This is a genomic window from Pseudomonas sp. S2_C11 (genome assembly GCF_054668395.1).
Window position 1 is genome coordinate 820,760 of sequence record NZ_CP162765.1, and the last position, 22,026, is coordinate 842,785.

General features: G+C 58.8%; 12 protein-coding genes. 5 read left to right on the forward strand and 7 right to left on the reverse strand.

The window, feature by feature from the left end; translation table 11 throughout:
* Positions 1-48 precede the first annotated feature (48 nt).
* The 3 genes from AB4N48_RS03850 (at position 49) to AB4N48_RS03860 (ending at position 11,898) form a co-directional block, all read left to right on the forward strand.
* On the forward strand, positions 49-3,693 hold the full coding sequence (locus tag AB4N48_RS03850; RefSeq protein WP_256809031.1) for a Tc toxin subunit A: 3,645 nt from the start codon (positions 49-51) through the stop codon (positions 3,691-3,693).
* Between the two features lie 65 nt (positions 3,694-3,758).
* Positions 3,759-7,856 (forward strand): Tc toxin subunit A-related protein, encoded by a 4,098-nt coding sequence (locus AB4N48_RS03855; RefSeq protein WP_252882576.1) that lies wholly within the window; start codon positions 3,759-3,761, stop codon positions 7,854-7,856.
* Complete coding sequence (locus tag AB4N48_RS03860; protein ID WP_460094843.1) at positions 7,849-11,898, forward strand: Ig-like domain-containing protein; 4,050 nt, start codon at positions 7,849-7,851, stop codon at positions 11,896-11,898. Before AB4N48_RS03855 ends, AB4N48_RS03860 begins: the two co-directional genes overlap by 8 nt.
* Before the next feature lie 9 nt (positions 11,899-11,907).
* Here the strand turns inward: AB4N48_RS03860 and AB4N48_RS03865 are convergent, their stop codons facing one another.
* From AB4N48_RS03865 to AB4N48_RS03890, 6 genes are read right to left on the reverse strand one after another with little or no spacing between them, the layout of a single operon-like run.
* Positions 11,908-13,236, reverse strand: a complete 1,329-nt coding sequence (locus AB4N48_RS03865; RefSeq protein WP_406227253.1) for a DUF58 domain-containing protein — start codon at positions 13,234-13,236, stop codon at positions 11,908-11,910.
* Positions 13,233-14,234 (reverse strand): AAA family ATPase, encoded by a 1,002-nt coding sequence (locus AB4N48_RS03870; RefSeq protein WP_133339789.1) that lies wholly within the window; start codon positions 14,232-14,234, stop codon positions 13,233-13,235. Before AB4N48_RS03870 ends, AB4N48_RS03865 begins: the two co-directional genes overlap by 4 nt.
* A complete protein-coding gene (locus AB4N48_RS03875) occupies positions 14,231-15,394 on the reverse strand; it encodes a DUF4350 domain-containing protein (protein WP_460094844.1) in 1,164 nt (387 codons plus the stop codon). The genes AB4N48_RS03870 and AB4N48_RS03875 overlap by 4 nt, the downstream gene beginning before the upstream one ends.
* Positions 15,391-16,929, reverse strand: a complete 1,539-nt coding sequence (locus AB4N48_RS03880; RefSeq protein ID WP_305381427.1) for a DUF4129 domain-containing protein — start codon at positions 16,927-16,929, stop codon at positions 15,391-15,393. Before AB4N48_RS03880 ends, AB4N48_RS03875 begins: the two co-directional genes overlap by 4 nt.
* A complete protein-coding gene (locus AB4N48_RS03885) occupies positions 16,916-17,893 on the reverse strand; it encodes a stage II sporulation protein M (RefSeq protein WP_406227250.1) in 978 nt (325 codons plus the stop codon). The genes AB4N48_RS03880 and AB4N48_RS03885 overlap by 14 nt, the downstream gene beginning before the upstream one ends.
* The gene (locus AB4N48_RS03890; RefSeq protein ID WP_041479810.1) at positions 17,890-18,606 is read right to left on the reverse strand and encodes an RDD family protein; all 717 of its coding nucleotides are present in this window, start codon (positions 18,604-18,606) and stop codon (positions 17,890-17,892) included. The genes AB4N48_RS03885 and AB4N48_RS03890 overlap by 4 nt, the downstream gene beginning before the upstream one ends.
* 267 nt (positions 18,607-18,873) lie before the next feature.
* On the opposite strand from AB4N48_RS03890, the gene sbcB reads away from it, so the two are divergent.
* A complete protein-coding gene (gene sbcB, locus AB4N48_RS03895) occupies positions 18,874-20,304 on the forward strand; it encodes an exodeoxyribonuclease I (protein ID WP_323621628.1) in 1,431 nt (476 codons plus the stop codon).
* A 97-nt stretch (positions 20,305-20,401) separates the two neighbouring features.
* Here the strand turns inward: sbcB and mvaT are convergent, their stop codons facing one another.
* On the reverse strand, positions 20,402-20,779 hold the full coding sequence (mvaT, locus tag AB4N48_RS03900) for a histone-like nucleoid-structuring protein MvaT (RefSeq protein WP_016773476.1): 378 nt from the start codon (positions 20,777-20,779) through the stop codon (positions 20,402-20,404).
* A gap of 337 nt (positions 20,780-21,116) precedes the next feature.
* Between mvaT and purU the strand changes: the two genes are divergently transcribed.
* Complete coding sequence (gene purU, locus AB4N48_RS03905; RefSeq protein ID WP_041479808.1) at positions 21,117-21,965, forward strand: formyltetrahydrofolate deformylase; 849 nt, start codon at positions 21,117-21,119, stop codon at positions 21,963-21,965.
* Positions 21,966-22,026 lie beyond the last annotated feature (61 nt).

Genomic DNA, 22,026 nt, shown 5'->3' on the forward strand with positions numbered 1-22,026 from the left:
AAGGACGTCAGGTTGCGCGGGCCAGTTGTCGCCTAAAGGAATCTGATCATGGTTGATTCGCGCCGTCCCGCCCTGCAACTGTTCGATGAGTTGTTCAGCGAGGAACAACGAGCACAGAACGTCGGACTGCAGAACCTCGAGACATACCTGCAAAACGGTGGATCAATTTATCCACTGGTTGAAAGGGGTGTTCAATGCATGGTCCAAGAGCATCAGCTCAGCGTTGAGCAAGCGCAACAATATTGGCGCGGCGCCAATAGCATAGCCACGTCTCAGCGGCGCCAATTTATCGAGCAGACGCTGCGGGGCACCAGGCCCGCGCCAAAGCGCAGCTCCAGCGGTTTGTTATCGATCGTGGACGGTCCCAATTATCACGCTCTGATCGGTACCGATTTTTCCGCGTTGTGCCCGCCAGATGCACTGGAGTCCATCTGGTCGCCAGTGGCGTATCTGATCGACTTGTTGCGCTGGGTTCGTGACCGTCTGGAGGGTATCAGAGAGGAAGACGATTTCTCGCTGCATAACCGGCGCACAGATCTCTTGGCACTGAAGGTCGACTTCAATGCGGTTTATCAATCGATCTCTTCTGTGGACATCATCGTTGAGGTGCTGGAGAAATTCATCGCGGCGCAAACGGATATCGAATCCATCGAAGACGCGCTGATCGCAGCCCGCTACCCCAATGGTCTGCCTTATTACCAGCATTGGGTCACAATTGATGGTATCGCGCAGTTTCATGACTTGTCGGTGGGCGACTTCGAGCACCGGGTCGACCTGGCTTATCCCTATTTTCTGCAAGCCAATGCTCGAGGTGCCAATACTGCACAGGGTTTCGCCCATGCCTCGCGGCTTGGCCCTTATCAGCGCCAGTTGCTGACCGAACCGCGTGCGGATTTCGCCCTTCGCGAAGATTTTTTTGCGCACAACTTTGGTACCTATACCGAGATGTATTCGAATCTCAATCAGGTGGAGTTTTTCGGTCAGCGCACCAAGCTCGACAGCCGACAGATCGAGGCTCTTCTGTCGATTGGCGACTTTGCTCCCGTGCGCTCGGCCAATGTGACCTACCCGGATGAAACGCCCAAGCAGCCTGAAAGCGAGCGCTCGGGTTCGGTTTACATCAATGACGGTACTGCGCCGGCGGTGGGTTTCGATCCTGCAACCATGCCTCGCATTCGAATGACGGCAATCCCCGACGAACTCATCGGGTTCAACCGCTATACCCGGATGAATCAGATGGTGCGTCTGGCCAACTGGACAGGATTGCCGTTCGAACAGCTGGACGCAGTGTTGACATCGGTCATCCGGGCAACAGGGCGCGGCAATTCAACGAAAGGTCACAGCAACGAGATGGACATCTCCAGTGGCGCGGTTCATGCGCTTGGGTTGTTCCAGACGTTGCGCGAGCGCTACGAATGCACCGCCGCGGACTTTGCTGTGTTTGTGGGTGAGCTGTCGGTTTATGGCCGCGGTGAAGCGCTCTCGCAATTCGATCAGGTGTTCAATTTTCAAACCGGTTATCGCGAGCCTTTCAAGCTCGACAACGATGAGTTTGCGGTGGCGCCGATACCGGGCGTGGTGGATCTGACGATCAGCCAGCTCTGCAGTGGTCTGGCGATTGATCCGCAGACTTATTACGTGCTGGCGAACGCTGTGGCCAAGGCTCATGGCTTGACCGACAAATTGAAGCGCAACGCAGCGATCATCTCGAGCTTCTACCGTTTGGTGAGGCTGGCCCGGCTGTTGAACATCACTCCGGTTGAAGGCGTGCTGATGCTATCGATCCTGGGCGGCGATGACTGGGTCAATGGCTTGGCCGGTACTCCTGTCATCCACGATGTACCGGACGGTTCACCGGATGCGCTGGAACTGATCGAGGCTATGCAAAGTTGCGTGCAGTGGTGCGCGCAAAACAATCTGCCGGTGTTGTGGGTGTTGCAGCATGCGGTCGCTGCGCCAGCGGCTCAGGATCCATCCGAACAGGATGAGCAGTTTTTCGAGCAGGTTCGCAATTTGCTGCCGACTGCACAGTTGTCCAATAGTACGTTTCTCATGGCAGGCGTTCCGGCAGCCGGGGCCGCGGACTGGATCGAATTTCTCGCGACATCCGCCGACAGCCTGGGGCCGATAACCGACGGGCATGGTTTGATCCTGCCTCCGGAGGGAAGCGCTGAGATGTATCTGGCCTCCGTCCATAAAAAAATCGCCTGGGCGGTCGACAGCGCCTTGGGTGAGATCGAGCCAGCGTTGCGGCAGAGCATCATCGACAGCATGGTCAGCGCGTTTTTACAGATGCGCGATGCGCAGACTTCGCTGGTCAAGGAGACGCTGGCGGCATACGCCGGCGTTGGCGTGGATCAGGCATTGCCGGTCCTGAACTGGGCAGACGTCACGGTGCATCAGTTACTGCTGCATGTGCTGGAGCAAGCGGATGCGGGGAGCGAAGGGGGCGGCCGAACTCGCCCCCGAGTTGCCGACACATCATTCGATCTACTGGCTGAAGTTCGCCGGCGCAGTGAGGTGGTGTCGACCCTGGGGTTAAGCGCGGCGCTGTTGCAGGATTATCTGGATAGCGGCTACAAGGACTGGCTGGTTCAGGACGACAAGCATGCGTTGACGGTGCGCACGCTTTATTACCTGACCATGCTCACTCGCGCTTTTGCCCTCGCCTCAGCCTCGAGCGGCCAACCGCCACAGAAGCTGTTGGACTACCTGCGCCAGGTCAACGCATTGCCGGATGTCACCGGAGATGCGAGATGGCTGGCACAACAGGCGGCGGCGATCAAACTGGCCGATTTTTTTGGCTGGAGCGTTCAGGAAGTGCGCGAATGTGTGAGCCGCATCGATCCCGACCTGAAGGTGTTGAAAAACCTTCCCCAGCTCGATTTGTTGATGCGCGTGCTGGCGCTGTCCACCGAGAGCGGCATGGATGCGTTAACGATTTTTCTCATTGGTAATCTGCCCGAAACCGTCGACAAAAAATCCTATGCCGATGCCGCCGAACATGCCCTGCTCGGCGAGTCCGATACTCGTGCCCCGATCGTGCATGTTCCAGGCGACGTCAAAGGGCTGGTCACAATCACGTGCGAAGTGGTGGATGACAGCACCGTCGTGGCTAACAAGCCAGACGAAAAAGTCACTTATAAAGTGACCCTCAAAGACGCCAATGGAAAGTCGCTGAGTGGCGTCAATGTTTATTGGCGCGCCACATTGGGCACCATTGAATACAAGGCGACGGGAACGGACGGGACACTTTTGGCCGAGTTTATCCCCGGCAAGGTCATGGGCCGCGACACGCCAATGCTTTGGTTGGACTTGTTCGAGCCGCAATACGCCCCTCCCATAGAAATAACTGCCGACTTCACTACGTTGTCGTTCCCTATTGCAGAACTTTCACCTACGCCTTTGGAAACAGTGAAATACGGTCATGAAGTAGAACTGTATGCGGTGCTGGAGGACGACTACGGAAACCGCGGACAAAACTCGCTCGTGGAGTGGTTCGGCAAGAGCGTTCCGCCCGCGAAGATGGATGCCGTCACTATTCGGCCGGCTCAGGGGTTCACTGATCAGCAGGGGCTTACCCGGGTTTTTGTCTCAAGCAAGACGGGCGGCACATTCGTGTTCAGCGTTCGCTCTCAGTCTGGGGAAAGCGAAAGAATATTCCCCCATGCCATTACCTTTGCCAGGGAGTAGCGGCAGGGCGTTGCATACCGCCTGGCGAACGTTTTTCCCCGGGCCATATTCCAAGGAGCAAGATCATGGCACTGAGTAATATTGGCGGGCTGCTGGAAAAACGTCGCTCGGCACTTCTTGAATACTGCATCGGTCAAGTGGCCAATGATAAATACCCTTTTCTGAAAACACCTGAAGACTTGTTTGAATTGCTGCGCATGGATCCTCTGGATACTTATCAGGTCAAGAGTTCCAGAGTTGCCGAAGCGATAAGTTGTGTGCAGCAGTACATCCATGCGGTGTATCGAAAGCTGGAACCAGGATTCCGGGATCACGAGTTCGACAAGCGTCATCTGCGCGAATGGGAGATTTTCAGCAATTATCCCGACTGGACCGTGCCCCACCAGATTTCATGCTATGCGGAAAACTTCATCGTTCCATCGGTGCGATTGCGCAAAACCAGTCTGTTCAAGAATCTGGAAAACAACCTGAACCAGGCCCGTCTGGACAAAGATACCGTGCAGGCGGCGCTGCAGGATTATTTGCAGGCATTCGAACAAGTCTGCGATCTCGATGTGATCAGCTGTTTCATGGACGGCGTGACACCGGCCAAAGCTGATTACTACTTTCTGGGGCGGCAGCGGGTGCAGCCGTTTCAGTATTTCTGGCGCAAGGCCGAGATCGAACTGGGCGCAACCAGCGTTTCGGTCAATCCGGCGGTCTGGAGTGAATGGCAGGCCGTGGAAATCCCGACCGCCGATCAGGTGCTGGATATCCGCCCCGTGTTCTGGAATGGCCGGTTGTGTGTGGTCTGGGCCGAATGGCGCGACGCGGTAGTCGCGAGTGCAGCGGAGTCGCTCAGCCCGAGCAAACTGGTGATCAATCTGGCATTCATGAAGCAGAACGGGCAGTGGTCTGCGCCGTTGTGTGTGCACAGTTCAGAACACAAGGACGAGGGTTTGGCGAGCTCCAGACTGATTGCGACGGTGCAGGTCGATTATCTGAATCCGAAGGGCAAGTTGGGGATTTTACTGACGGGCAACCTATCTTCGCCATCCGGCAGTCTGCGAGTGCATGGTGTCTACGACGTTCTGATGCGCCCCCTTCTGGACGGTGGCGCATGGCTGGATCTGGCGCTTGAGGAGCGATTTGTCAGCAACGATACGGTTCAGCACCCACTGAACAGTCAGGTGACTGTTGTCACTCGCATACAGACCCATGGTTCCCTGACGCCCTATCTCGACCTGCACGTTATGGCAACGCGCGCGGATGACAAAGATGTGCTGACGGTGCAGGGTTTTTGCAGCCCCACGGGCCTGGACAGCGCTCGGTTGAAAATGGAGCTGCAAATTGCAGGTCTGCCTTCTGATAGTGACCCGCCGCCGATCCTCGAAGAACAGGATGCAGGCGGGGGCTGGGTAACTCAGTCGTGGACTTCCTCGCGGACGAAAGGCACCTGGCCCACGCCAGTCATTTTTTCATTCGCCTCTCCCACTTCCCCGACAGGACAGAAAGAGTTCGACCTGACGATTGTCGATCTCATGGATTTCGTCCCGCCAGCTCTGCACAAGAACAGTACCGACGGGGCACAGTTTCTTTCATTCAATCAAACTGGACTGGCGTTGAAATTCATTCGGCTCAATTCCTTGTTTGGCTCGGAACTGGTGAGATGCTCGAATATTTCCGTGGACGCCGTGCTGGACTGGTCCAACCAGTTCATTCGCGAACCATCGCCGATCGGCGCAGAGTTCGTTGAACCACCCAATGGTGCCTTCGACGGTGCCAATGGTCTGAACTTCTGGGAGCTGTTTTTTCACCTGCCGCATTTGATTGCCACCCGGTTGCGCGACGAAGAACGCTTTCAGGAAGCGCAGAGCTGGCTGCATTACGTATTCGATCCACAGGCCACCGCAGATCCGGCCAATCCGCCGGTTCCGATCGCGAACCCGAAACCGGCGTATTGGCGTTGCCGGCCTCTGGATATCGCAACAGCGCCGGGCAATCCAGGGTGGGAAATCCAGAATCCCCTCGATCCGGATGCCATTGGCTATGCCGCACCCGCACATTTTCAGATCCTGATGTTCACCGACTACGTAGAAAACCTGATGGCGTGGGGCGATTGGTATTACCGACAATTGACCCGTGACAGTCTGGTGGCCGCCAAGCTTTGCTATGTCCAGGCCGGGTTTCTGATGGGCAAGGCGCCCACCGCCGACACAGCGACTCGTTGGCAGACCGACACCGTGGAAAACCTCTTGGACAATTGCGAATCGCGACCCCTGCTTGAAGCGCTTGAAAAAACGCTGGATTTCAACCTGGCAGATTACCCGATCGCTTCCGACACCCCGCCGATCCTGGGTTTGTTGGCCTGCGAACCTTTTAGAATTCCGATCAATCAATCGCTGCTCGACCTGTTCGCAAAGCCGCAGCAACGCCTTGATAACCTGCGCAACAATCTCACGATCGATGGCAAACCGCTGGACGTGTTGCTGTTCAGCCCGATGACCGATCCCAGGCAATTGCTCCGCGATCTGGCCGCTGGTAGCGCGGCCGGGCCCAGACCGATGGGCGGGCGCCTGGTGGTCAATGCGTATCGCTGGCGGGTCACGTTCGAAGTCGCGTTGCGCGGGGTACAGAGCCTGCGGGATTTCGGCAGTCTGGTGCTGCGTCTGCTCGAGCAACGCGACCGTGCCGAGCAGGAAGAATCGCAGCAGAACCATTTGCTTGAGCTGGGTCGCTATGCCGAAACGGTACAGGAACAATCCATCGCCCAATTGGAGGCGAATGTCACAGCGCTGAAGCAGAGTCGGGCAATGGCGCAGGACCGGGCCGACGCCTATGCAATGCGTTACAGCGAAAACGTTTCGCCGATCGAGTATCAGGTCATGGCCAGTCTGCAGCAGTCGAAGACATCAGCACTGCAGGCCAAAGTTGTCAGGGTGGCAGGGGGCGTCATCGCGGCGTTGCCAAAAATCTATGGTACTTCCAACGGTGGCTTCAAACCCGAACACACTTTCGATGCGGTGGCTTTCGGCCTGGAGGTTTCTTCGTCATTGCTGCAAATCGACGCCGACCGACAGGCCACCACTGAAGGTTATCGCCGTCGCCGCAGTGAGTGGGCGCTGCAACGCGATCAGGCGCTGGCGGAGGTGGGCGCAATCGATGCGCAGATCGAAGCGCAAAGCCATGCGATCAACGCGGCGAGATCCAGCCTTGAACAGACGCTCAGGGCCAACAGCCAAGCGTTGACCATGTACAACTTCCTTAAAAAACGCGCGAGCAATGCCGAGCTGTTCGGCTGGATGCTTGGCCAGCTCAAGGCTCTGCACTATCAGGCGTACGACGCAGTCGTCAGCCTGTGCCTTAGTGCTCAGGCTTCACTGGCTGCCGAAACCGGGGATTATGATGCCCCCGTCCCTTTGCCTCAGGCCTGGCTCGATCACCGTTATGGTCTGGGCTCGGGTGAACAACTGCATATGTACCTGCTGGACCAGGAGCGCAGGCGCTTGCAAAGCTACGAGCGGCGGCCGGAACTGATCAAAACCATTTCCTTGCGGCAGTTGTTCGACGACAGAATCGAGCCTCAAGAGGGCATAACCAGCTGGGCAGATGCACACGCGCAATTGATGGCAACAGGTGTGTTGGAGTTCAGACTGACCCAGTTGTTGTTCGACCGTGATCATCCTGGCCATTTCTGCCGGCAGATCAGTTCGGTGGAAGTCGATCTGCCTGTGCTGGCCGGTCCCTACGAGGATGTGCGGGCAACGTTGCTGCAGATCAGTAGCGTGACCGCGACCCGACCGACCACACAGTCTGTGCAGTATTTGCATAACCCCACCGCAATCGCACCTGGCGATCTGCTGTTCAACCTGCGCAGCGGTCAGCAGATCGTTTTGTCGGTCGGGCTTGGCGATAATGGCCAGACCCACCAGAAACCCGACGAAGGATTGCTCAACCCGTTTGAATACACGGGTGCCGTTTCCCATTGGCGGCTGAGTTTTCCTCGCCCGCTTAATCAGCCGCAAGCTGCAATGCTCAAATCCTTGACCAATATCATTCTTCGCGTGCGGTACTCCATCAAGGCCGGCGAGCCGACGTACGTCCAAAAGGTCACAGACCTGGTGACCGAGGCTGAAAACACCTACCTGGCGCGCCAACGCAACGGAGCCAGCGATCATGAATGAGCCCGTCGTGCAAAAAAATGAAAGCCTGCTGCTCAATGGTGACTTCAATGATCGGCTCAAAGAGTGGCGTACCAGCGGTAGGGTTGGCCTGGCGAGCGAGTTTTATGATGGCGAGTTAGTCAATTTCATGGAGGTCGGTGTCGGGGCTTCGGCCACACAGGAAGTCAAAGCTCCCAAAACCCCCGGTGCACAAGCCGGTTACGAACTGACGTTTCTATGTGAACTGCGGCCCGGCGTTTCATGGTCGGGCGAATCGGGCTGGTTGCACATCCGCAAGCGCGGTGAAGTGTTGATGAGCATCGAGCTCACGGCGCAAGAAGGTCGGAATCCGGAGCTCGAAAACGCCCGACGGCTGGCGGGACAGCCGCTTGAATTCAAGCCGCGCGCGTATCAACGGTCGCTGGATCAATTGGAATTCGTGAGCGATGACGCATTGAGCTTCGAGGTCAGCGGTGTCCCTGACAACGCAGGCGACAATCGTTCGGCAATCTGCATCACTCGAATCGACCTGCAACTGAAGCTTGAACCGCTGCAACTGCAGACGGTGCGACTGGATAGCGAAGGTCTGCCACCAGGCCAGACGTTATACCTTTGCCTGGGCGCTTCCCTTGGCGATGACCTGTTCATTCCCCACGGCCTGTCTTTTATTCCGGCAGACGGCAGCGCCTGGCTGGATACGAATATCGCATTGATCATTCACGGCAACCCGATGGAGTCAGTCAAGGCGACCCCCGACTGGGGCGCCTATCAACCGCTATTGTCGCAGTGGTCGCTCGATTGCCCGGATATGCAGGAGGAAAAGGCTCATGACTTCACGATAAGTCTGGTGAACCAGTACAACGCCGAGCCTTACACGATTGACGTGTCGTTGGGGCATCACCGATTAGCGCTTCGCGAAGTACAGAGCGCGGCTTATTACCCTGTCCTGGATTGTGCGCAAAGCGTCCGTTTGGGTGTGCAGGTTCTCTCGTACTACACCGGCCAGGCGATTGATGGCAGAGAAGTCAGGTGGACGACTGCCGGGCAAGGTATGCTGGGCACCGGCACTACCGATGAACAAGGCTTGGTCTACTTCGATTTCGTTCCTGAGCAAGCAGGCGATTTCATTCTCACAGCTTCGGTCGACAGTCCTTATTACCCAAGTGGCGAGGTGACTCTCGAGTTTTCGGTCACGGTGCTGGCGACCGATCCCTGGATGGACTTGCGTTGCGTTGTCGAAGGGCAGGTAACCCAGTGGAGCGCGACCGGTTATCCCAATCGCGGCACTGATTACCCCTTCATTGTGCGCTTGCCCGCCGACAGCCCTTTGCTGGCGACTGATCTATCGCTGCACTGGAGCGGCGTCGGGCATGAAGAGCTGAAGGTCACGGTCAACCCGCCACTCCAGCAACCGGTCGCTTTCGATGGGGACGATAGTCTCTGGACGCTGGCCTGCGAGGACTGGCTGGACGGTCGCTTCGAACTGTCATTGGTCTGCTCGAAGCTGTTACTGCCATCGCCGCGTAAACCCATGTCGCTGGCGCGCAACAAGGTCAGGATCGCTGACACGCGCGGCCCGAATATTTCACCGGTTGTCGAGGACTCCGAAAAGACGTTGATGCGGGTGCAGGTGGTGCATGTCACTGACAAAGGTGCCGGTGAGCCAGTGATTGATGCGATCGTCGACTGGCAAACCCCTGAGGGCATTGTCGAGTCTCGTACCGGCAGTGGGGGCTGGGCCAGCCTGTATTACCGACCGTTGACGGCTTTGAGCAACGAGACGATTACCGCCAGTGTGAGTGCCTACGAAGGCGGGCCGGCAGATGAACACTCATTTTCGGTCACGGCGTTTGCACGAGACGAATGGAAGGACAAGGTCAGCATCACGTTTGATGCCGTTCCGATTGCCCATGACGGAATCGCATGCAAGCGCGGCCAGAGGCATATCCTGACGGTCCGGGCATTAGCGGGCAGCCCGTTGATTGGCGAGGCAATTACGCTCGGATGGCGGAACGAAAATCCAGAGAACGGTCTGGCGGTGAGCGACCTTGACGTACCAAGAATATTGCGCGAAGGGGAAGATTTGAGTTGGTTGTTCAGCTCTGATCGTATCGAAAGTACCAGCAGTATTTTCGAGGTGAGTTTGCGCACCGACACTCTCACGAACAAGGATTTTTCTTGCCGACTGTTATCACCTGACCTCCATGAAGAAATGACCGTGGTCCTGGATCAGATGACCGATCTCAGGGGCCAGCCACTCTTTCCGTGTATCGGCGCTGTACATCGCTATATCTTCCGCACCAATGCGCTAAGCCCTTTAGTGGGTATTGCCATGGATCTGGTATGGAATGGAAGCCCGGCGGCAGAGCTCGGAATCGAATTGAGTCCACCCCGCGGAAGCGAAAATTTTGTGGATGACAGCGGGTTTATCTGGACGCTGGACTGTTCAAAAAGTACCAAACCCGGTGTCTTCGCACTTCGGTTCGTTATCGATACCCATGGTTTCAGCGACATCAATACGATGACCTTGGGCCACAATAAAATCACTATCGAAGACGCCCGTGCATCTGCGGTGGATCCGGTCATTGGGCAGGATCCTGCGTGGATGTGGCTGAAGGTACGCTCCCCTTATGGTCCCGACCTCGCTCTGGATCAAGTGCCTGTTCAATGGACAGGCGACGGCAGCACCGAAGAGCACAGGACGGCTGCCGATGGCTGGAGTGGTTTTCCCTTTGCGCCATCCACCGCAGGTGAACATGTGGTGACAGCGGCGGTTATCAGCCCTTATGACCGTTTTGAAGAGCGCCGAACCATGAAGGTTCTAGCGCTGGAAGGGGATCCCTGGGCCGGATTTGAATACAGTTTCGACTCCCAACCGTTTCAGCCACTGGGTCAAAGCGCTGAGTTCCCTCGGCGCAAGGGGCAGCACCAATTGCGCGTGAGTGCCCCGGCGGGCAGCGCGTTGTTTGACCATCACCTGACGCTGGGCATGACCGGCACCGGGCCGACGGAATTGGGCATGCGCTTCGAGGAGCCACGTCTGGGTGACCCCAGGCTTTTCTCGAGCGCTGGAATGACCTATCGGTTCAACGCGGGCGACATCAAGGACGGGCGTTTCGGCCTGCGCTTTTCCTCGGCGCGGTTGGCCAGGCTTTCTCCGGTTATTGCAATGTCGCTGGGGCAAGGCGCGCAGGTGGTAAAAATTGCGGATCGTTCACGCAGCAGTCAGACGCTGTTTTGGGGCGAGGCTGTATCTGAGCAGATCACCATTGTGTCGGGCATCAGTGGCAGACCGATGGTGGGGATGAAGGTTGTCTGGTGCAGTCCGGACCTTGGTGAGGTGACCACCACTACCAACTTCTACGGTGAAGCGCGGATACGGTTTGTGCCGACAACACCGGGTGCGGCGCAACTGACCGCCACGGTGGGCGATGCGCTGTATTCGGAGTCGATTTCTTTACCGTTTTTGCTGCACGAGCCCCGGGAGATCAAGGAACTGATCAGCGCTGATCCGAGCGGGTATCCGGGGCAGGTGATGACCGCGCAAGTCCTGGTAGTGTCAGCCAGTACCGCGCAACCCTTGGCCAATGTCGAAGTGATGTGGGAGTACGACCGCACCTCGCTGCCGACAACCCTGACGGATGCCGAAGGCAAGGCAACGGCGCGCATTGTCTTGGGAGGAGCAGGCGAGGCTGCATTGCGGGCGTCGGTAAAGGGTGGTTTGGCTGGCTGGGTGGTAAAAACGCTCTGGTTGACCGTCACTGAGTGTCCAGCAGCGGTGGAATCCGTTGTTGCGTCGCCTAATCCGGTTCCCTTGCAGACCTACGTCTCCATGACCGCGCTGATTGTGGCCAAGGAGGGGCGAGAGCCCATGCCCAGACGGAAAATCCTTGTTTCCACAAATGGAGCACCGTTCACTGAGTCGTTTACCGATCACCGCGGGCGATACCAGGCTCACTGGCGGCCGATGAACCTTACGGAGCAGATTTCGCTGGTCGTCAAAGTAGAAAACAGCGACGGCACTTCGGACAGCGGCGCTGTGTATGTTGCAGTCACCAACTGATCGAATCTGTCAGATCGCAGCGGTCTTTTTCCAGCTCATGTAACTTGTCACCAGTCCGGCCCCCAGCTCGGCGGGCCGAACATCCATCACTGCAACGCCATGAGCAGTCAGCCGCTCATGGAGTTGCGAGCGGGCATTGAGAAAATCGATGGTGCCGCAGTAGGCGAGTGCCTCGGGCAACGTTTGCACCGTGGTCTGGCGCAATGTATCCAACGCCTGTTCACGCAGGCTCGCCACCAGCACCCGATGTTGTGCGCTCAGGCGTTTGACTGCGGCCAGCAGTTGCTCGTCTTCATCGCGCAAATTGGTTACCAGCACTACCAGCGCCCGGCGCTTTTGGCGGGTTAATAGCTGGTTGGCGGCAGCCTGATAATCGGCGGGGCGCTGAGTGCTCCCAAGGTCATAAACAGCGTTGAGCAAGACATTCAGTTGGCCGCTGCCTTTGACCGGCGCGACATGGCGCGGCTTATCACCGGCAAAGGTACTCATGCCCACCGCATCCCCTTGGCGCAACGCCACATAACTGAGTAACAGGCAGGCATTGAGCGCGTGATCGAAGTGCGACAGCTCACCGTCCTGGCTGCGCATCTGCCGGCCGCAGTCGAGCATGAAAATGATCTGCTGATCTCTTTCGTCTTCGTACTCGCGGGCAATCGGTGTGCGCTGGCGGGCGGTGGCTTTCCAGTCGATCTGGCGCAGGCTGTCGCCCTCGCGAAATTCGCGCAACTGATGGAATTCCTGACCCTGACCGCGCCGTTGTCGCTGGCGCACGCCGAGCTGGCTGAGCCAGTTGTCGACGGCGCGCAACTCGCCGCCGTAAAGCCGGGCGAAGTCCGGGAAGACGCGGGTTTCGTCGCGGACGCTGAGCAGGCGTTTGCCGGACCATAATCCCAAAGGGCTGGGCAGGTTGACTTCGCACTGTTCGAAGCTGAAATGCCCGCGTTCGAGAGGGCGCAGACGGTAGCTGATCTGGCTGACATGGCCGGGTTGAAGCTCGACAAGCATCGGCAGATGGTCAAACGCCAGACCGTCGGGAACGTGGTCGAAGAGTCCAATGGCCAGTGGCTCGGCAAATTCATGGGCCACCTCCAGCTTCACCTCCGCCCAGCGCCCCAATGCCAGGCTGCCGGGCATCTGTCGCTTGATGCGCGGCGAGGGCAGGCGTCTGAGGCGCACAGCGTCGATCACCGCCAAGGCCAGCAGCGCCAGGAGCAAACCCCAGTTGATCGAAATCAGGCTGGACGGGAGGTCGATCTGCAACGCCTGCAACGCGCCGAGCACGATACTGATAACCACCAGCAGGGCCAGCCAGATCAGCAGCAGCCGAGACGGTTTCACAGGCGCGGCGCCGGCACTTGATCGAGCAATTGCGTGAGCACCTGATCGACCTGCAGGCCTTCGATATCCAGCTCCGGCGCGATGCGCACGCGATGACGCAACACCGCCAGCGCGCAGCCTTTGATGTCATCCGGGATTACAAACTCGCCGCCGCGCAACAACGCCCGGGCACGGGCACAGCGAACCAATGCAATCGAGGCGCGTGGCCCGGCGCCGAGGGTCAGCCCCGGCCAGGTGCGCGTGCTGCGCGCCAGGCGCACGGCGTAATCGAGGACCTGATCGTCCAGCGGCAAATCACTGGCGATGCGCTGCAAGGCTTGAACATCCTTGGCTTGCAAGACCGTGCGCAGCGGTTGCACATCGAGCATGTCGGCGCGGGTCGAACGACAGACCTGACGGACCATGTTCAGCTCCTGATCGGCGTCGGGGTAATCCATGCGCACCTTGAGCATGAAGCGGTCAAGCTCGGCTTCCGGCAGTGGATAGGTGCCTTCCTGTTCGATCGGATTCTGCGTCGCCAGCACCATGAACGGTTGCGCGATGGGCAGGGCGCGACCTTCGAGTGTCACCTGGCGCTCCTGCATGGCTTCGAGCAGCGCTGCCTGGGTTTTCGCCGGCGCGCGGTTGATCTCGTCGGCCAGCAGCAGGTTGGTGAACAGCGGGCCTTTGCGCAACTTGAACTGCTCGGTCTGCAAGTCATACACGGCGTGACCGGTGACGTCGCTGGGCATCAGATCAGGGGTGAACTGGATGCGCGCGAACTCGCCGCCGAAGCATCGCGCCAGTGCCCGCACCAGCAAGGTCTTGCCCAGGCCGGGCACGCCTTCAAGCAGCACGTGGCCGCCGGCAATCAGCGCGGTCAGCACGTCGTCGACCACTGCATCCTGGCCGATCAGCGCCTTGTTCAATTCGTTGCGCACCGCTTGCGCCAACTGGCTGGCACGCTGGCGCTGCTGGGCGGCGTGCGTCGCGCTGCCGGGCTCGATCTGTTCAGTCATAACGCGTTCCTCAAGGTTTGCAGATGAGCGACCTGACGGCTGAATTCGGCGCTGGACAAACGCTGCTTCGGTCGTGGGCTCAGGGCCTGGCTGATGGCGCGGGTGGGTTGCCGGGTCAGGCGCGATAACGCCAGCCATTGCTCGGCGACATTCAATTGATCGAAACCGGGATGGCGGCGGCGCGCGCGGCGCAGGATGTCTTGTTGCAAGGCTTGCAGCAGCGCCTGCTGGCCGTTGTGGCGCAGGAGGAAATCGGCACTGGCACGCAGATGCTCCAGCAGTTGGCGGCGACCCGCTGGCGCCGGCATTTGCACCGGGCCGTGACGCACGCCGGCCTGCCACAACCACAGGCCGATCAAGGCGAGCAGGGCGACGATGGCCTGCGGGAAGTAGCGCCAGAGCAACGTCCACAGACCATCGTGTGCGGTGTTGTAAATCAGCGTGACGTCGGTGTCGGCGCTCAGATACCAGAGCAGCCAGGCGTTGTCGTATTTGCCGATAGCCGGGGTTTTCCACAGCTCGGCATCGGTGACCACGGTGACCGTGCCGAGGCCGTACACCCGTTGCATCATGTGCGTGGCCTTGGCGCTGTTGGCCCAGGCTTGCGCGACATTGTTCGGGTCGTCGAGGTGGAAGTCGGTGTCGAAACCGGCGTAGGCCGGCGCGTCTTCATCTTCCAGATACAGTTTGGTCAGTTTCGGGAAGCGGTCCTTTTCCCCGTCCTCGGGAGGATCTTTCAAGTCCTTGCTCAGCGATTGGTGCAGTTGCACCTTGTCGAGCAGCAGATCATTGCTTTGCCCGGTTTGCGCATCCCACAACGATTCGGCGACGAACACCAGACGTCCTCCGGCGCGAGTCCAGTTCAGCACCTGATCGACTTCACGCGGCGTCATCCGTGCGCGCTCGCCGAACAACAACAAGGTGTGGCTGTGCGGATCAATCTGCGGCAGCACCGTCAAGGTCTCGGCGTGGCTGACCGCGAGGCCGCGCTCGCTCAGGAACATTTCTGCCGCAAGATAAGGATTGGCTTGCGCGGCAGGCGAGGGGCCGTGATCGATGACTTCCTGATAAGGGCGGGCTTTGAGGTAGAGGAACAGACTCAAGCCGCCAAGCAGCAAAAACGCCAGCGCAGCCAACGACCCGCCAATGCGCCGGTTCAATGCCCGGACCCTTTGCTGAACAATTCACGCCAGCCGTTACACAGCTCTGCTTGCAGGTGCGCGGCTGGAAGTCGGTGCCCGTAGGCCATGTTCTGCCAGTGAACAGTGAGGTTGCGGCTGTAGGCGAGCAGGTCCGGGCGTTGCAATTGCTCGATGCGGTTGAGGATCTGGCTCTCGGTGTCGGCGGCTTTGAGCGTCAGGTTGAAATCATGCAGCAGATGGCTGAGCAGGCCGCGATAGAGCAGGCCCAGCGCGGCGCGAGGTTCGCTCAGCCACAATTGTTCGGCACTGGCGGCGATGTCATCGGGAAGGGTTTCACGGTTCAGATCCAGCCCGAAGACGTGTGGCGGCGCCGGTGGTTTGCTGCGCGAGGGCAGGTTCGGGCGACGACTGACGAAGGCCCGGAGAAATTCGCGATAACGCCAGACCAGCCAGCCCAGCGCGGCAATCAGCGCGCCCCACAACAGCACTTCAATCACGTTCGCCAAGGCATCAAGGTGTCGACCGTCGAGCCAACCGAGAAGGGTTTTCAGCCACTGCGGAGCCTCACCCGGTTGCGCGTCCTTGGCCGGGCTTGCCGGGTCGTCTCCGAAACGATAGCGGGTGACGCTTTCCTTGTTCTTGAACGGCGGTTGTTCGAGCAGCGACTGGATGCTGTCGCGCGATGCCTGACTGGTCAGCGGCTGATTGAGCAACCGTGGAGCATCCGGCGTATCGCTGGCCCATACCGGTTGCAGGTTCGGCAGCAGCAGACACGCCGCCAGCAACACACCGAGCACGCTGCTGTTCAAACGCTGGCGCAAACGGCGGAAAACCAGCTCGATGTCCCAGGCTTCCAGTTGCGTGCGACGGTTCAGGTACAGGCTGAAGCCGCAGGCGACATACACCGGTCCCCAGGCCACCAGGATCAGCGCATAAAAAACGTTGGTCAGGTGCTCCAGCCAGCGCCAGTCCTGATCGGCGGCGAGCAGCAGCGACTGCCAGTCCCAGTCGGTTTCGATCTGCTGCGGCAAGAGCATGTAGAACAGCAGCATCAAGCCGATCCACAGTGCGGTTTCCAGATGCACGCCGATAATCGTCAGCCATTGCGCGGCGCCACCGTTGCGTTGCAGCAGCACCTGCAGACGTTGTTGTCTGGCCTCGCCATTCAGGCCTTCGAGTTGCGTCACCGGCAGCACAAAGCTGCGACTCAGACTCAGCCGTCGCCAGGTCAGACTGGCCAGCAGTTGCGGCTTGAGCAGGCGCGGCCACTCGCGCAAGGCTTGTCTGAGGGTTGGCGTTTCACCGAACAGCGCTTTGGAGAGGATGTACAGCGGCAGGCGTTCGTAGGCCGGTTTCAGCCACCAGAAAATGAACACCGCCAGTGATGGCCAATCCCACAGCAACAGGCTGAGCAGGGCGAACAGCGGCAGGGTGACGATCGCCCAACTGGTCATCAACAACCGGCGATGCTGCTGGCTCATCAACACGCCCAGGTCCATGGCTTCCCAGGTCGTGCGCGGGCGGATCACTACGCTGGCGTCACTCAGGCGCATGACGAATCCTTCCGGCCAACGACAGATAAACCGCGACGGCCAGCCACAGCGCGGCGCCGACGGCGTATTTGGTCAGCGGCGTGACACTGGTTTTCGACGACCAATAAGCCTCGATGAATGCTGCGATCAACAGGAACAACATCGCCCCACACACCAGCAACACGCTTTTGCGTGCGGCCAGACGCAGCGCCTCGCCCCATGTCAGACGTCCGGGGGCGATCAGCGCCCAGCCCAGCTTGAGGCCCGCCGCGCCGGCGAGGGCAATGGCGCTCAGTTCGAACGCACCGTGACCGATCACGAACGACCAGAAGGTCTGGCCGAAACCGATCTCGCTGAGATGCCCGGCCACCGCGCCGATGATCATGCCGTTGTAAAGCAGGAAAAAACCGCTGCCCACGCCCATCAGCAAACCGCTGGCGAACGTCTGAAAGGCGATGCCCGTGTTGTGCATCACGTAATAGCCGAACATTACCCAGTCTTCGCTGGCCGCACGTTCCGCCGAGCGGCCGAGGTGGCCGGCAACGGGGTCGTACATGCCTTGCATCTCGCGCACCTGCTCGGCCGGGATCAGGTTGTAGATCAGTTCCGGGAACAGATAAACCAGCACGCCAAAACCGATCAGGCTGCCGAAGAACAACAGGCTGGCGGCCGCAACGAAACGCCACTGTTCGCGCACCAGTCGCGGGAAGTCGGCGAGGATAAAGCTGATGATTTGCGCCCCGAGCCGACTGCGATGCCGATAGAGCTGTTGATGGCCGCGCAGTACTTGTTGTTGCAACGTATCGATCAGAAAGCTGCTGTAGCCGCGCGCCTGGGCCAGAGCCAGATGTTGGCAGAGACGCCGATAGGCCTTGGGAAAATCGCTGACTTGCGCTGTCTCCTTGCCTTTTTCCAGGCGTTCGAGCGCCACGGCGAAGCGCTCCCATTCGGCCTTGTGGCGACTTTCGAACAGGCTCTGCTTCATGCGCTCGGCCCCAACAGGCCGCGCGCGATGCCGTTGAGTTCAGACACGGCTTTGGGCGCAGAGATGTGCAACGGCTGCGCCAGCAATGCCGCCAGCTCGTTGACCCGTGCGGGAGAGAGCTCGGCCTGACGCTCGGCGAAACCGAGTACCGCGCGTTGTTCGCTCAAGGTCAGCGGAACGGGGCTGCGGCGAGGTTCAGCGTCAGGCAGTTGCGGGCGGCTCAGCGGGCGTTCGCTGTAAACCACCAAGGTGCCGGCGGCAATGTCGCCGAGGCGTTTGAAGGTTGGGTGTTGCAGGCAACTGAGCGCACCGAGGAAATAGCCGAAGGGCAGTAGATCGACAAAGCGCAGCAGGTTGCGCAATAGCGAGGCCGACCAGCCGATCGGCGTGCCGTCATCGTGCACCACGCGCAAACCCAGCCATTGCTTGCCCGGCGAACGGCCCTGACGCAGCACCTCGAACAGCACCATGTACCACCAGCTGATGGCAAACAGCAGCAAGGAACCGAGGCCCATGCCGAGCTTGCCGAGAAATGCCAGCGCGATAAACAGCACGCCGAGGATCAAGCCGCGAATGCCTAGATCGATGGCAAACGCCACGGCGCGCACCATCAACCCGGCGGGGCGCAGTGGCAGGTCGATGCCTTCCGGCGTTTCGACCTGATGCCGGGTATCCAGCGGTGCTTTCCTTCGCGGTGCTGTGGGCTCGAGCATGGGCTACCTGATGTTCGCCTGTTCGGGATGCAAGTGCGCCTGATGCTAGCAGCCTCTCGGGTGTGGGAGCGAGCCTGCTCGCGAATGTGGTGGATCAGTCAGCCTATGTGCACCTGACGGAAAGCCTTCGCGAGCAGGCTCGCTCCCACAAGGGCAATGCATTCCAGTTGTAGGAATCTGGAGAAATTGCTGTTCGAGGGCGACCAGGCTGGCCGTGGCAACCCTGAAACGCCTAGACTTCGCCGATCTTCTGTTCAGGATTCGCCCGTGACTTCAATCTTCTGGTACGACTACGAAACCACTGGCATCAATCCGCGCAACGACCGTCCGCTGCAGGTGGCCGGGATTCGCACTGACCACGCGCTCAACGAAATCGACGAGCCGGTCAATCTCTATTGCCAGCCCAGCGAGGACATCCTGCCGCACCCGGCGGCGTGCGCGATCACCGGCATCACCCCGGGCCAGCTCGCTGAAAAAGGCTTGAGCGAAGCCGATTTCATGACCCGCGTGCATGCGCAACTGGCCGCTCCGGGGACCTGTGGCGCCGGTTACAACACCTTGCGTTTCGACGACGAAATGACCCGCTACAGCCTGTATCGCAATTTCTTCGACCCCTATGCCCGTGAATGGCAGGGTGGCAACAGTCGCTGGGATCTGATTGATGTGGTGCGCGCCGCTTACGCATTGCGCCCCGATGGTCTGGTCTGGCCGACCGATGATGAAGGCCGCGTGACCCTCAAGCTCGAACGTCTCACGGCGGCCAACAATATCGATCACGGCCATGCCCACGAGGCGCTGTCGGATGTGCGCGCCACCATCGCGTTGGCGCGGCTGATTCGCGAGAAACAACCCAAGCTCTACGAGTGGCTGTTCCAGTTGCGCAGCAAACAGAAGGTGATGGATCAGATCCGCCTGTTGCAGCCACTGGTGCATGTGTCCGGGCGTTTCTCGGCGGCGCGCAGTTATGTCGGCGTGGTGTTGCCGCTGGCCTGGCACCCGAAAAATCGCAACGCCTTGATCGTCTGTGATCTGCATCTTGATCCGCAGGGGTTGCTGGACCTCGATGCGCAAGCCTTGCGTCAGCGTCTTTATACCCGTCGCGATGAGTTGGCCGAAGGTGAGTTGCCGGTGCCGCTCAAACTGATTCATATCAATCGCTGCCCGGTTGTAGCGCCGCTGGCGGTATTGCGCGCACAAGACCAGCAGCGCCTTGGGCTGGACATGGCGCTTTATCATGAGCGGGCAGTGCGACTAACTGACGCACAACAAGTCTGGAAAGATAAAGTCGCGGCGATTTATGCCAGCGAAGATTTCACGCCCAACGAAGATCCCGAGCAGCAGTTGTACGATGGATTTATCGGTGATCGAGATCGTCGTTTATGCGAACAAGTTCGAACGGCGGATCCTGCGCAGTTGGCGCAAGAGCAGTGGCCTTTCGATGATGAACGTTTGCCTGAATTACTTTTTCGATATCGAGCACGCAACTTTCCGGACACCCTGGACGTGGCCGAGCAAGAGCGCTGGAAATTATTTTGTCAGCAGCGCCTTACGCAACCTGAGGCCGGTGCGCCGAATACCGTGCAGTCATTTATCGAGGCGGCAGAGCAATGGTCGCTTAGTGCGACGCCAATGCAGCGAGAGGTACTCAATGACTGGCAGAATTATGTCCAGGCATTACGCAAACGTTTGAATCTATGAAATCGAACATACCCGTAATTAATCTGCGGGCATAAAAAAACGCCAGCGCTAGCTGGCGTTCTTTTGTTCGCGGATCGCTCTGCGAAGGTGTTGCGGCTTAGCCCAGCAGGGTAGCCCAGCCTTCAACCACGTCGCCGCCCCACTTGGCTTTCCACTCTTTCAGAGTCTTGTGGTTGCCACCTTTGGTTTCGATGACTTCACCGTTGTGCGGGTTTTTGTATTGCTTAACTTTGCGTGCACGCTTGGTGCCGGTAGTTTTCACTGCGCCGCCGCGTGGAGCCTTGGATTTGGCTTCCGGATCCAGCAGCGCGATGATGTCACGCAGGGACTTGGAGTATTCACCCATCAGCGTGCGCAGTTTGCCTTCGAATTCCAGTTCGGCTTGCAGTTTGTCGTCTTCGGACAGGTTCTTCAGACGGGCTTGCAGCTCTTTGATGGCTTCTTCGGTGGCGCGATATTCGTTGATCAAGGACATGAGTACTACCTTTTGTAGAATGCTGAATGACAGGGGACAGTGCCGCAATAATAGTCAGGCTGTTTCATCAAGTAAACATTTAGATCGGCTTTTTATTTAAATGAGTTACAGGAATTAGCCGCGCTTTGAATGTTCCGTTAAATAATGTGATGCAGTCAGCACAGATATTTACAGTTGTCTGACAAAAGCCCCGCTAAAGCGTCACGGTCTTGACGTAAGACCTGCGTCAGAAAGCCGTTTGACCATGCTTTGTCCCACCCGGCACGTATGCGTACTGCAGTTTTCCTGCGCAGTCGCTAGAATGGCGACCTTTGTGAAGTTCTGGAGTTTCCCCCTCATGCGCACTTTTCGGCTGGTGATCTCTTGCCCGGACCGCGTTGGCATCGTTGCCAAAGTCAGTAATTTTCTGGCCTCTCATAATGGCTGGATCACCGAAGCGAGCCACCACTCTGACAATCAAGTGGGCTGGTTCTTCATGCGTCACGAAATCCGTGCCGATTCCCTGCCGTTCGGTATTGAAGAATTGCGCGAGAAGTTCGCGCCGATCGCCGAAGAGTTCTCGATGGACTGGCGCATCACCGACACCGAACAGAAAAAACGCGTGGTGCTGATGGCCAGCCGCGAATCCCACTGCCTGGCCGACCTGCTGCACCGCTGGCACAGCGATGAACTGGATTGCGAAATCGCCTGCGTGATCTCCAACCATGACGACCTGCGCAGCATGGTCGAGTGGCACGGCATCCCTTACTACCACGTGCCGGTCAATCCGCAGGACAAGCAACCAGCATTCGACGAAGTATCGCGGCTGGTCAAACAGCACGACGCCGAAGTGGTGGTGCTGGCGCGCTACATGCAGATCCTGCCGCCGGACATGTGCCGCGAATACGCGCACAAAGTCATCAACATTCACCACAGCTTCCTGCCATCGTTCGTCGGCGCCAAGCCGTATCACCAGGCGTCCCTGCGCGGCGTCAAGCTGATCGGCGCGACCTGCCACTATGTCACTGAAGAGCTGGACGCCGGCCCGATCATCGAGCAGGACGTGGTGCGTGTCAGCCACAGCGACAGCATCGAAGACATGGTGCGTTTCGGCCGTGACGTCGAGAAGATGGTGCTGGCCCGTGGTCTGCGTTATCACCTGGAAGACCGCGTGCTGGTGCACGGCAACAAGACAGTCGTGTTCTGATCGAGCACGACACGCTTGAAAAACCAAGGGCCTAGGCGTTGAATCGCTCAGGCCCTTGTCA

Excerpts from the sequence above, each read along its gene's own strand:
- AB4N48_RS03885 (WP_406227250.1), bottom strand. The coding sequence starts at position 17,893 with ATGAAGCAGAGCCTGTTCGAAAGTCGCCACAAGGCCGAATGGGAGCGC.
- AB4N48_RS03890 (WP_041479810.1), bottom strand. The coding sequence starts at position 18,606 with ATGCTCGAGCCCACAGCACCGCGAAGGAAAGCACCGCTGGATACCCGG.
- AB4N48_RS03850 (WP_256809031.1), top strand. The coding sequence starts at position 49 with ATGGTTGATTCGCGCCGTCCCGCCCTGCAACTGTTCGATGAGTTGTTC.
- purU (WP_041479808.1), top strand. The coding sequence starts at position 21,117 with ATGCGCACTTTTCGGCTGGTGATCTCTTGCCCGGACCGCGTTGGCATC.
- AB4N48_RS03880 (WP_305381427.1), bottom strand. The coding sequence starts at position 16,929 with ATGCGCCTGAGTGACGCCAGCGTAGTGATCCGCCCGCGCACGACCTGG.
- AB4N48_RS03855 (WP_252882576.1), top strand. The coding sequence starts at position 3,759 with ATGGCACTGAGTAATATTGGCGGGCTGCTGGAAAAACGTCGCTCGGCA.
- mvaT (WP_016773476.1), bottom strand. The coding sequence starts at position 20,779 with ATGTCCTTGATCAACGAATATCGCGCCACCGAAGAAGCCATCAAAGAG.
- AB4N48_RS03860 (WP_460094843.1), top strand. The coding sequence starts at position 7,849 with ATGAATGAGCCCGTCGTGCAAAAAAATGAAAGCCTGCTGCTCAATGGT.
- AB4N48_RS03870 (WP_133339789.1), bottom strand. The coding sequence starts at position 14,234 with ATGACTGAACAGATCGAGCCCGGCAGCGCGACGCACGCCGCCCAGCAG.